We start from the raw sequence: 12,571 nt of genomic DNA, 5'->3' as shown, positions 1-12,571 counted from the left end.
CCGCGCGGCCCGCTCCGAAGAGCGGCAGCGCCGTCGAGTTCCAACAGACTCACGACGTACGCACAACGGCCCCCCGACTGAAGCTGTTTATCCTTCATATCAACAGTTGCGAGGCGCGCGGCCAGACACCTATAACGGGGAAAGCCCACATTCGGGGAGCGCCCGCCTTGAAAACCTTTGACGACCTGAGCGCGATCGGCCTGCGCGAGTGGATTGCCTTGCCCGAACTGGGGTTGAGCGGCCTGCGTGCCAAAATCGACACGGGCGCCGGAACCTCCGCCCTCCACGCCAGCGATATTGAGCCGTTCCAGCACGAAGGCGAGGACTGGGTTCGCTTCACCGCCCATCTGGGCGCGCTCATGCAGCGCCGTCGGCGGTGCGAAGCACCCTTGGTCGCGGTGAAAAAAATCAAGAGTTCCAACGGCCTGACCCAGCTGCGTTACATGATCCGAACTGATTTGACGCTGGGTGATCGCACCTGGCCGGTGAACTTCACCCTGACCTGCCGCAAGGCCATGCGGTACCGGGTATTGCTCGGCGCCAAGGCGCTGATCGACGGTCAATTGGTCGTCAATCCGGCTCTTTCCTATATCCAGGACAAACCCGTGCTCGCCAACCTTGAAGGTGAATCATGAAGATCGCCATTCTGTCGCGCAACCCGCGCCTGTACTCCACTCGCCGCCTGGTTGAGGCCGGTCAGCAACGCGGCCACGAAGTGGTAGTGATCGATACCCTGCGCGCCTATATGAATATCGCCAGCCACAAGCCGCAGATCCATTATCGCGGCAAGCCGCTGGAAGGCTTCGATGCGGTGATTCCGCGTATTGGCGCCTCGGTGACCTTTTACGGCTGCGCGGTGTTGCGCCAGTTCGAAATGATGGGGGTGTTTCCGCTCAACGAATCGGTGGCGATCAGCCGTTCGCGGGACAAGCTGCGCTCGCTGCAGCTGTTGTCGCGCAAGGGCATCGGCCTGCCGGTCACCGGCTTTGCCCACTCTCCGGACGATGTGCCCGACCTGATCCAGATGGTCAGCGGCGCGCCGCTGGTGATCAAGGTGCTGGAAGGTACTCAGGGTATCGGCGTAGTTTTGTGCGAAACGGAGAAGGCCGCCGAATCGGTGATCGAGGCGTTCATGGGCCTCAAGCAGGACATCATGGTGCAGGAATACATCAAGGAAGCCGGCGGCGCCGACATCCGCTGTTTTGTGGTCGGCGATAAGGTGATTGCGGCGATGAAGCGCCAGGCCAAGCCTGGCGAGTTCCGCTCCAACTTGCATCGCGGAGGCTCTGCCAGCCTGATCAAGATCACCCCCGAGGAGCGCATGACCGCCTTGCGCGCCGCCCGAGTCATGGGCCTGAATGTCGCCGGGGTGGATATCCTGCGCTCCAATCACGGCCCACTGGTCATGGAAGTCAATTCCTCACCCGGCCTGGAAGGCATCGAAACCACCACCGGCAAGGATGTGGCCATTCTGATCATTGAGTATTTGGAAAAGAACGCCGCCCATGGCCTGACGCGCACCCGCGGCAAGGGTTAATTCAACCTTTACGGTTAGGCCGCGTCTCGCGGCAACAACAGCCCCAGCGGCAAGCAGACACGCGCTTCCAGGCCGCCGCCCTCGCGGTTGCGCAACTCGACGCTGCCGCCATGCAGCGCCGCGATGCGCTTGACGATTGCCAGGCCCAGCCCGGTGCCGGTACCGCCACGGGCACGATCGCCACGGATAAAGGGATTGAAGATTTCCTGCAGCTCCGACTCCGCCAACCCGGCGCCCCGATCCAGCACGCTGAGCACCACATAAGGCGCGCCCTGATCACCGGCCACGCTGGCAGCCACCTCGACCTCGCCACCGCCATAGCGCAGGGCATTTTCGATCAGATTCACCAGCAGGCGCTTGATCGAGATGCGCCGCAAGGGCATTGGCGGAATGTTCTCGAGATGCAGAAATACCCGCTCGTGCTGCTGGTTGTACGGCACCGCCACGTCCCGCACCAATGCGCCGAGGTCCAGGGCCTCCACCGGCTCGTCGCGGCCATCGCGGATGAACGCCAGGAACTGATCGAGAATTGCATCCATGTCCTCAATGTCGCGGATCATGTCCTCGGTCAGCTCGGCATCGCTGGGCAGCAGCTCAAGGGACAGGCGCAAGCGCGTCAGCGGCGTGCGCAGGTCATGGGACACGCCGGCCAGCATCAGCTCGCGCTCGCGCGCTGCCTGTTCGACGTCCTCGGCCATCTGGTTGAAGGCCCCGTAAACTTCCGTCAGTTCGCTCGGGGTCTGGCTCACCGGCAGGCGCACGCTGCGCCCCAGGCCCAGTTGCCGTGTAGCCAGAACCAGGCGATTGAGCGGCGCATTGAGCATGCGCACGAAAATCCAGGCCGCCGCGGTGGACAGCAAACCAATGCCGAGGAACCAGCCGAGCACGCTCCAGATGCGCTGGCCGCGCAAGGGGTAGGGGTACATTGGTACACGCAGCCAGTCATCGCCAAGGCTCGGCGCATATACCCACAGCGCGGGGGAATTCAGTGCGCGCAGGCGCACCTCGGTTTCCGGCCCCAGTTCATCCTGCATCTGCCGGGCGAAGATATCGCTGTAGGGCCAGTGGTACTCACCCGAAGGCACCCGCTCGCGCGCCTCGACGCGCAGCCCGGCCGCCTCGGCAATGCGCGGACGGTCTTCTTCGGGCGCCGCCCAATAGGCGCGCACGGTGAGTGCTGCGCCGTGACTGTATTGACGATCGAACAGCACGTCCTCGTTCATCATCAGGTACACCAGGGTCAGCACCTTGGAGAACAGCACGACGATGAGCACCATCCACAAGGTGCGGGCGAAGAAGCTTTGCGGGAACCAGAACGGGGTCTTCATAATTAAAAGCCGAAATAAAGCGCTGGAGGCTGAAAAGCTGGACGAAAAAGCGTAAAGCCTCCAGCTTTAAGCGCTTTATCGGCCTTCAGCCCTTATTCCCATCCGGTACGAACACATAACCCACGCCCCACACCGTCTGGATGTAGCGCGGCTTGGACGGGTCCGGCTCGATCAATCGGCGCAGGCGCGAGATCTGCACATCGATGGAGCGCTCCAGGGCGTCCCATTCGCGGCCGCGGGCCAGGTTCATCAGCTTGTCGCGGGTCAACGGCTCGCGGGCATGCTGGACCAGCGCCTTGAGCACGGCGAACTCACCGGTGGTGAGCATCTGTACCTGATCGCCCTTTTTCAGCTCACGGGTCGCCAGGGACAGCTCATAGTCGCCAAAACTCACCGTTTCGTCCTCGCTACCCGGCGCGCCGGGTACCAGGGGCGCCTGACGACGCAGCACCGCCTTGATGCGCGCCAGCAGTTCGCGAGGATTGAACGGCTTGGCCAGGTAATCGTCGGCGCCTCCTTCCAGGCCCTGGATCCGGCTGCCCTCGTCGCCCTTGGCGGTGAGCATGATGATCGGCACCTGGTTATTACCCTCGCGCAGCCGGCGGCAAGCGGACAGGCCATCCTCCCCAGGCAGCATCAAGTCGAGCACCACCAGGTTGAACAGTTCGCGGGCCAGCAGACGGTCCATCTGCTCGACGTTTTCCACGGTACGCACCCGGTAGCCCTGCTCATCGAGGAAACGCTCAAGCAAGCGCCGCAGGCGAGCATCGTCGTCGACCACCAGGATCTTTTCGCCTTCGCTGAGTGATGCACTGCTGGTCATGGAAACTCCCCGAAAAATGATGTCGCGCATTATCGCGCAGCGACCTTTTATACACTGCCAGGCATTGTTAGCAGATTTTTCGGCCAACGCCCTGCGCCAATGCGACCGCCAAGCGTTACCCGCGGTACGTGAAGCTTGCCGCTGGCCGCCTGGCGCTGCTTTAATCCCGCCCTTTCGCGCAGGCTCGGCCTGCATGGCTCGACTGACCCAGGTAACCACATGGACAGCATCAATTCCCGCATCGCCAACGAACTGGGCGTGCGCCCCCAGCAGGTGGCCGCCGCCGTGGCGCTGCTCGACGAAGGTTCCACCGTGCCTTTCATTGCCCGCTACCGCAAGGAAGTCACCGGCAGCCTGGACGATACCCAACTGCGCACGCTGGAAGAGCGCCTGCGCTACCTGCGTGAACTGGACGAGCGCCGCGCGGCGATCCTGGCCAGCATCGAGGAGCAGGGCAAGCTGACGCCGGAACTGGCCCGTGAGATCAACCTGGCCGACACCAAGACCCGCCTCGAAGACCTCTACCTGCCCTACAAGCAGAAGCGTCGCACCAAGGGTCAGATTGCCCTGGAAGCCGGCCTTGGCGACCTGGCCGACGCGCTGTTCGGCGACCCGACGCTGAATCCCGAGAGCGAAGCCGAACGTTTCGTCGATACGGAAAAGGGCTTTGCCGACGTCAAGGCTGTGCTCGAAGGCGCGAAATACATCCTCATGGAGCGCTTCGCCGAAGACGCCGACCTGCTCGCCAAGTTGCGCGGTTTCATGAAGGACAACGCCACGCTCAGCGCGCGTCTGGTGGCCGGCAAAGAAGCCGAAGGTGCCAAGTTCAGCGACTATTTCGAGCACGATGAAGTGCTCAAGAACACCCCCTCGCACCGCGCCCTGGCGATTTTCCGCGGCCGTAACGAAGGCGTGCTCAGCGTCAGCCTCAAGGTTGGCGACGAAGCGCCGGGCACCATGCATCCGGGCGAAGTGATGATTGGTGAGCGCTTCGGCATTGCCAACCAAGGCCGCGCCGCTGACAAGTGGCTGGGCGAAGTAGTGCGCTGGACCTGGAAGGTGAAGCTCTACACGCACCTGGAAACCGACCTGCTCGGCGAGTTGCGCGAAGCCGCCGAAGACGAGGCGATCAGTGTGTTCGCCCGCAACCTGCACGATTTGCTGCTCGCCGCGCCGGCCGGCCCCCGCGCCACCCTGGCGCTCGACCCCGGCCTGCGCACCGGTTGCAAGGTCGCCGTGGTGGATGCCACCGGCAAGGTGCTGGACACCGCCACCGTCTACCCGCACGCACCCCGTAACGACTGGGACGGCACTTTGGCGATCCTGGCCAAGCTGTGCGCCCAGCACAACGTCGACCTGATCTCGATCGGCAACGGCACCGCCAGCCGGGAAACCGACAAGCTGGCCGGCGAGCTGATCAAGAAACTGTCGAGCCTGAAACTCACCAAGGTGATGGTCAGCGAGGCCGGCGCCTCGGTGTATTCGGCCTCCGAACTGGCCGCTCGCGAATTCCCCGAGCTGGATGTGTCCCTGCGCGGCGCAGTGTCCATCGCCCGCCGCCTGCAGGACCCACTGGCCGAGCTGGTGAAAATCGAGCCGAAAGCCATCGGCGTCGGCCAATATCAGCACGACGTGTCGCAACTCAAACTGGCGCGCTCGCTGGACGCGGTCGTTGAAGACTGCGTGAACGCCGTGGGCGTTGATGTGAACACCGCCTCGGCCGCGTTGCTGGCACGCATTTCCGGCCTCAACGCGACCCTGGCCAACAACATTGTCCAGTACCGCGACGCTAATGGCGCTTTCAAATCCCGCGCCGAGCTGAAAAAGGTGCCGCGTCTGGGCGATAAGACCTTCGAGCTTGCCGCCGGCTTCTTGCGCGTGATGAACGGCGATAACCCGCTGGATGCCTCGGCCGTGCACCCGGAAACCTACCCGCTGGTGACCCGCATAGCCGCCGACACCGGCCGCGATATCCGCACGCTGATCGGCGATTCGAGCTTCCTGAAGAAGCTTGACCCCGCCAAATTCACGGACGAAACCTTCGGCCTGCCGACGGTGACCGACATCCTCAAGGAATTGGACAAGCCCGGCCGCGACCCGCGCCCGGAGTTCAAGACCGCCGAATTCCAGGACGGCGTCGAGACGCTCAAGGACCTGGTGCCGGGCATGGTGCTGGAAGGCGTGGTGACCAACGTCACCAACTTCGGCGCCTTCGTCGACATCGGCGTGCATCAGGACGGCCTGGTGCACATCAGCGCGCTGTCGGAGAAGTTCGTCAAAGACCCCTATGAGGTGGTCAAGGCCGGTGACATCGTCAAGGTCAAGGTCATGGAAGTGGACATCCCGCGCGCCCGCGTCGGCCTGTCCATGCGCATGTCCGACACGCCTGGCGAGAAGGCGGAAGGCGCACGCAGTGGCGGCGGCAAGCCACGCGGCAACTCGCCGCGCAGCGAGCGTCACTCCAGCCAGGACAAACCCGCACCGGCCAACCCCGGCATGGCCGCGCTGTTCGCCAATGCCAAGAGCCTGAGGAAGTAATCGTGAACGTGCAAGAAGAAGCCATCGGTAAAAGCAGCGCCTTCGGGCGCCTGCTCGGCCTGGAAATCATCAAAGCGGAAAAGGGCGAGGCGCTGCTGCGCCTGAGCATGCATGACGGCCTGCGCAACCTGCATGGCAAGCTGCACGGCGGCGCACTGTTTTCGCTGATCGACACGGCCATGGGCCAGGCCAGCCACAGTCTGTTCGACGGCGCCCCAGGCAGCGTGACGCTGGAGTGCAAGATCAACTACATCCGCCCCGTCTCCGACGGCGATATTCTCTGCCGCGCCTGGGTGGTACATGCCGGCCGACGCACGCAGGTGATCGAAGCGGAAGTGCACCAGGGTGAAAAACTGGTGGCCAAGGCGCAATCAACATTTGCCTGTCTATAAAAGCGGCCCCTCGCGTAACGCGGGAAGGCTGTTCTTGATCCTGAACCAGGCAGGCCACCCGGCTCGCCTGTTAGGCTGTAGCCTGCATCCCCCTTGTAGTCCGTGTTGTCCAACCCCATATTGGGGCGACTCACGCGCGTAGGAATTCTGAACTTGAGCGATCTTCTCACCCGCCGCCTGGCCTTGCTCGGCGAGCCCGTCCACCTTCCACTGCTCACCCAGACCTTGCACGGCATTGAGCGTGAAGGCCTGCGCGTCGATACCCGCGGGCACCTGGCACAGACCCCGCACCCTGCGGCCCTGGGTTCTGCACTGACCCACGCGCAGATCACCACGGATTATTCCGAAGCCCTGCTGGAGTTCATCACCGGCACCGCCAATGACCCGGCAGACACGCTGCAGGAACTGGAAACGATCCATCGCTTCACCAGCAGCCAGCTCGGCGATGAGCTGCTGTGGAGCCCGTCGATGCCCGGTCCGTTGCCGGACGAAGCGGACATTCCCATCGCGCGTTACGGCAGTTCCCATGTCGGCCAACTCAAGTACGTGTACCGCAAGGGCCTGGCTGTGCGGTACGGCAAGACCATGCAGTGCATCGCCGGCATTCATTACAATTTCTCCCTGCCGGAAGCCCTGTGGCCCCTGCTCAAGGCTGTCGAGGGCGACAGCCGCAGCGACCAGGATTATCAGTCGGCGCGTTATATCGGCCTGATTCGTAATTTCCGCCGCTACAGCTGGTTGCTGATGTACCTGTTCGGAGCGTCTCCTGCGCTGGATGCCAGCTTCCTGCGCGGCCGTTCGCACCAGTTGCAGCAACTGGATGCCGACACCCTGTACCTGCCGTGGGCCACCAGCCTGCGCATGAGCGACCTGGGCTACCAGAGCAATGCCCAGGCCAGTCTGACGCCCTGCTACAACGACCTGTCCAGCTACACCGAAAGCCTGCGCACGGCGGTGTCCACGCCGTACCCGGCCTACGAGGCCATTGGCACTAAACAGAACGGCGAATGGCTGCAGCTGAATACCAATGTGCTGCAGATCGAAAACGAGTATTACTCGAACATTCGTCCTAAGCGCGTCGCGCGCAGCGGCGAGCGCCCACTGCAAGCCTTGTTGGCCCGTGGCATTCAGTACGTCGAGGTGCGCTGCCTGGACATCAATCCCTTCCTGGCGCTGGGGATCGATCTCACTGAGGCCCGTTTCCTGGATACCTTCCTGCTCTACTGCGCATTGCAGGACAGCCCGCTGCTGGCCGATGGCGAATGCCAGCGCTGCACAAGCAACTTCCTGAAAACCGTCAAAGAAGGCCGCCGTCCGCAGCTGCACCTGCAGCGCGGCGAGGAACAGGTGCCGCTGACCCGCTGGGCTGCCGAACTGCTCGATGCTTTGGAGCCTGTCGCCAGGCTGCTTGACCAGGCCCATGGCGAGCCGGTCCACCAGGCTGCCTTGCAGGCCCAACGCGCCAAGGTCGATAACGTTGAACTCACGCCCTCCGCTCAGGTACTTGCCAGCTTGCGCGAACGCGGTGAATCGTACACGGCGTTCGCTCTGCGCCAGAGCCGTGAGCATGCCCGCTATTTTCGCGCGCACCCGCTGGAGGCCAGCGAACAGCAGCAATTCGAAGCGCTGGCCCGCCGTTCGCTGGACGAACAGGCGCAGCTTGAGCGTGAGAACGACAACGATTTTGACGCCTACGTCGCCGCCTACCAGGCGAGCCTGCTGAACCTGGCGGTCTGACAGCCGCAGGACTGCCGGGGGATCGTGCAACGCGATTTACCCGGCGAGTCCTGAGTCACCCCCTCGGCCGCTGGCTTGCACCCGAAACACTGCAAAACTTCCTCGCGGTCTCACCTGCTCAGGTCCCTCGCGGCCGTGCGCGAAACGGGAACAGACCCTAGTCTTATTCAGTATCTGTACACGATCCGTATCGGCAGAGGACTGCATCAATGGCGACCACCACCCTGGGTGTGAAGCTCGACGAAACCACCCGAGAGCGCCTGAAAAACGCTGCCCAGCAACTCGACCGCACCCCGCACTGGCTGATCAAGCAGGCGATCTATAGCTATCTGGAACATCTGGAAAGCGGCACTCGGCCGAACGAATTAGCGGGGCATGCAAGCAGCCCGACTCAAGAGGCTGCCGACGATGAACTGCTGGACGAACCCGTCCATCAGCCGTTCATCGAATTTGCCCAAAGCATTCTGCCGCAGTCGGTGCTACGCGCGGCGATCACTGCTGCCTACCGGCGTCCCGAGCCGGAAGTGGTGCCGATGCTGCTGGAGCAAGCCCGCCTGCCGGCGGAAACTGCCGCCGCGGCCAACAAGCTGGCCTACCGCCTGACCGAAAACCTGCGCAACCAGAAAACCACCATCGGCCGAGCCGGGCTGGTGCAGGGGCTGTTGCAGGAGTTTTCGCTGTCATCCCAGGAAGGCGTGGCACTGATGTGCCTGGCCGAAGCCTTGCTGCGCATTCCTGACCGGGGCACCCGTGATGCACTGATCCGCGACAAGATCAGCACCGGCAATTGGCAGCAGCACCTGGGTCAGAGCCCGTCGATGTTCGTCAATGCTGCCTCGTGGGGATTGCTGTTTACGGGCCGGCTGGTGGCCACCCATACGGAAACCGGGCTATCCAGCTCCCTCAACCGACTGATCGGCAAGGGCGGCGAACCGCTGATTCGCAAAGGCGTGGACATGGCTATGCGCATGATGGGCGAGCAGTTCGTCACCGGCGAAACCATCGGCGAGGCGCTGGCCAATGCCGCCAAATTGGAAGCCAAGGGCTTTCGCTATTCCTATGACATGCTCGGCGAGGCGGCGCTGACCGAGGAGGACGCGCAGCGCTATTTGATCTCCTACGAGCAAGCCATCCATGCCATCGGCAAGGCGTCCCACGGACGCGGCATCTACGAAGGGCCCGGCATCTCCATCAAGCTCTCCGCGCTGCACCCACGCTACAGCCGCGCGCAGTACGAGCGCATGCTCGACGAGCTGTACCCACGCCTGCTGAGCCTGACCCAACTGGCCCGCCAGTACGATGTGGGCATCAACATCGACGCCGAGGAAGCCGACCGCCTAGAAATTTCCCTCGACCTGCTCGAACGCCTGTGCCACGAACCCTCGCTCAAGGGCTGGAACGGCATCGGCTTCGTCATCCAGGCCTACCAGAAGCGCTGCCCCTACGTGGTCGACTACCTGATCGACCTGGCCCGACGCAGTGGCCACCGGTTGATGATCCGCCTGGTCAAGGGCGCCTATTGGGACAGCGAAATCAAACGCGCCCAGCTCGACGGTCTGGAAGGTTACCCGGTGTTTACCCGCAAGCTGTACACCGACCTGTCCTACATCGCTTGCGCACGCAAACTACTGGCGGTGCCGGATGCGATCTTCCCGCAGTTCGCCACCCACAACGCGCAAACCCTGGCCACCATCTACCAACTGGCCGGGCAGAATTACTACCCCGGCCAATACGAGTTCCAGTGCCTGCACGGCATGGGCGAGCCGCTTTATGAGCAGGTGGTCGGTAAAACCGCCGACGACAAGCTGAATCGCCCGTGCCGCATCTACGCACCGGTCGGCACCCACGAAACGCTACTCGCCTACCTGGTGCGTCGCTTGCTGGAGAACGGCGCCAACACCTCGTTCGTCAACCGCATCGCCGACCACTCCATCTCGATCCAGGAACTGGTGGAAGACCCGGTCGCCAGCGCCGAGACCATCGCCCACGCCGAAGGCGCTCTAGGCCTGCCCCATCCCCGTATCCCCTTGCCACACGAGCTCTACGGCAAGACGCGCGTCAATTCGCAGGGTATCGACCTGAGTAATGAACATCGCCTTGGCTCGCTGTCCAGCGCCCTGCTGGCCGGCAGCCATGTCAGCTGGCAGGCACGCCCGCTGCTGGGCTGCCCGGTCGAAGAAAGCATCAGCGAAGCGGTTATCAACCCGGCAGAGCACCACGACCAGGTCGGCCAGGTGCAGAACGCCACGCTGCGCGATGTGGGCAATGCCCTGCAAGCCTCATTGCAGGCCGCGCCGCTCTGGCAGGCAACGCCACCGACCGAGCGGGCTGCCGTGCTGGAGCAGGCCGCCAACCTGCTCGAAGATAACATCCAGACCCTGATGGGCCTGCTGGTCCGTGAGGCCGGCAAGACGTTTGCCAACGCCATCGGCGAAGTGCGCGAAGCCGCCGACTTCCTGCGCTACTACGCCGCCCAGGTGCGCGCCGACTTCAGCAACGACACCCACCGCCCACTGGGTCCGGTGGTGTGCATCAGCCCATGGAACTTTCCCCTGGCGATCTTCACCGGCCAGATTGCCGCTGCCCTGGCCGCCGGCAACACCGTATTGGCCAAACCGGCTGAACAGACCCCGTTGATCGCTGCCCAGGCGGTGCACATTCTGCACGAGGCCGGCGTACCGGCAGGCGTGCTGCAACTGCTGCCAGGCAGCGGCGAGGAGATCGGCGATGCGCTGGTGCGCGACGAGCGCGTCAAGGGCGTGATTTTCACCGGCTCTACCGACGTCGCTCGGATGATTGCCGGCAACCTGGCCGGCCGCCTCGATGCTCAGGGCCGACCCGTGCCGCTGATCGCCGAAACCGGCGGGCAGAACGCAATGATCGTCGACTCCTCGGCCCTGGTCGAACAGGTGGTCAACGACGTGGTAATTTCCGCCTTCGACAGTGCCGGACAGCGCTGCTCGGCGCTGCGCGTACTCTGCGTACAGGAAGATGTCGCCGAACGCGTGCTGACCATGTTGCGTGGCGCGATGGCCGAATACCGTCTGGGTAATCCAGATAACCTCAGTGTGGACATCGGCCCGGTGATCGATGCCGAGGCCAGGAGCAATCTTGAACAACACATCCAGGCCATGCGTGACAAAGGCCACAGCGTCTATCAGGTCGCGCGCCAGCCCGGTGAAAGCCTGCAACGCGGCACCTTCTTGCTACCGACCCTGATCGAGCTGGACAGCCTCGCCGAGCTCAAGCGAGAAGTGTTCGGCCCGGTATTGCATGTCCTGCGCTACCGTCGTGAGGAGCTGGATAAACTCATCGAGCACATCAACGCCACCGGCTATGGCCTGACCTTTGGTGTGCACACGCGCATCGACGAGACCATCGCCCAGGTGGTCGATCAGGCCCAGGCCGGCAACCTGTACGTCAACCGCAACATGATCGGCGCTGTGGTCGGTGTGCAGCCGTTCGGTGGCGAAGGGCTGTCCGGCACCGGGCCAAAGGCAGGCGGACCGCTGTATCTGCACCGCCTGCTGTCGAGCCGGCCTGACGATGCCGTGAATCGCACCCTGCAGCGTCTGGATGCGCACACCCCGGCCGATACCGAACTTCGCGACCTGTGGCAGGCCGAACAGGGCCAACCTCTGACGCAACTGCAGGCCTGGGCACGGCAGAATGATCACGCCGAGCTGGCCGAGCTGACCGAACGCTTTGCCAGCGCTTCGCAAAGCGGACTGAGCCGTGTGCTGTCCGGTCCGACCGGCGAACGCAACAGCTACCTGCTGCTGCCGCGTGAACGGGTGTTGTGCCTGACCGACAGCGACACCGACCGCCTCATCCAACTGGCTGCCGTACTGGCGGTCGGCGGACGCGCGCTCTGGCCGGACAGCGAAGCCAGCCGGCAGCTGCGCACCCGCCTGCCCCAGCCAGTGCAGGCACGCATTGAGCTGGTGACTGACTGGACGGCACAAGGCGTGGAATTCGATGCCGTGCTGCACCACGGAGATTCCGATCACTTGCGCAAGGTCTGTCAGCAGATCGCGACCCGAACAGGACCGCTGATTGGCGTGGTGGGCTTGCATCCGGGAGAAACTGAAGTCCCCCTGGAGCGCCTGTTGATCGAACGCTCGCTAAGCGTCAACACCGCAGCGGCGGGAGGAAACGCCAGCCTGATGACCATCGGATGAGAGTTTGAAATAACCCCGACACCACGTAATTGGGC

Annotated in this window: 8 protein-coding genes; 6 read left to right on the top strand and 2 right to left on the bottom strand. The window is 63.4% G+C overall.

The genetic code is table 11. From position 1 onward, the window contains the following. Positions 1-167 precede the first annotated feature (167 nt). Both rimB and rimK read left to right on the top strand, forming a co-directional pair. Entirely contained in the window at positions 168-635 is a 468-nt protein-coding gene (gene rimB, locus H9642_RS06945) for a retropepsin-like aspartic endopeptidase RimB (protein ID WP_443198328.1), read from the top strand. After that, complete coding sequence (gene rimK / locus H9642_RS06940) at positions 632-1,537, top strand: 30S ribosomal protein S6--L-glutamate ligase (protein WP_251835690.1); 906 nt, start codon at positions 632-634, stop codon at positions 1,535-1,537. The genes rimB and rimK overlap by 4 nt, the downstream gene beginning before the upstream one ends. A gap of 14 nt (positions 1,538-1,551) precedes the next feature. Here the strand turns inward: rimK and H9642_RS06935 are convergent, their stop codons facing one another. Together H9642_RS06935 and ompR are read right to left on the bottom strand one after the other, a co-directional pair. Next, positions 1,552-2,865: an ATP-binding protein gene (locus tag H9642_RS06935; RefSeq protein ID WP_251835689.1), complete on the bottom strand. Its 1,314-nt coding sequence runs from the start codon at positions 2,863-2,865 to the stop codon at positions 1,552-1,554. 85 nt (positions 2,866-2,950) lie between these two features. Further along, a complete protein-coding gene (ompR, locus tag H9642_RS06930; protein WP_251835688.1) occupies positions 2,951-3,688 on the bottom strand; it encodes an osmolarity response regulator transcription factor OmpR in 738 nt (245 codons plus the stop codon). Between the two features lie 219 nt (positions 3,689-3,907). Here ompR and H9642_RS06925 point away from each other — a divergent pair, with 219 nt between their 5' ends. From H9642_RS06925 to putA, 4 genes are all read left to right on the top strand, one after another. Next, positions 3,908-6,226: a Tex family protein gene (locus H9642_RS06925; protein WP_251835687.1), complete on the top strand. Its 2,319-nt coding sequence runs from the start codon at positions 3,908-3,910 to the stop codon at positions 6,224-6,226. Positions 6,227-6,228: 2 nt separating this feature from the next. Then, complete coding sequence (locus H9642_RS06920; protein ID WP_251835686.1) at positions 6,229-6,618, top strand: PaaI family thioesterase; 390 nt, start codon at positions 6,229-6,231, stop codon at positions 6,616-6,618. 153 nt (positions 6,619-6,771) lie between these two features. After that, entirely contained in the window at positions 6,772-8,355 is a 1,584-nt protein-coding gene (gene gshA, locus H9642_RS06915; protein ID WP_251835685.1) for a glutamate--cysteine ligase, read from the top strand. Between the two features lie 209 nt (positions 8,356-8,564). Further along, on the top strand, positions 8,565-12,536 hold the full coding sequence (gene putA, locus H9642_RS06910; protein WP_251835684.1) for a trifunctional transcriptional regulator/proline dehydrogenase/L-glutamate gamma-semialdehyde dehydrogenase: 3,972 nt from the start codon (positions 8,565-8,567) through the stop codon (positions 12,534-12,536). The last annotated feature ends 35 nt before the right edge of the window (positions 12,537-12,571 follow it).

This window comes from Serpens gallinarum (genome assembly GCF_014836765.1).
GTDB classification, from domain to species: Bacteria; Pseudomonadota; Gammaproteobacteria; order Pseudomonadales; family Pseudomonadaceae; genus Serpens; species Serpens gallinarum.
The sequence above is the reverse complement of the archived record's forward strand: the minus strand, read 5'-3'. Positions and strand labels throughout refer to the sequence as shown.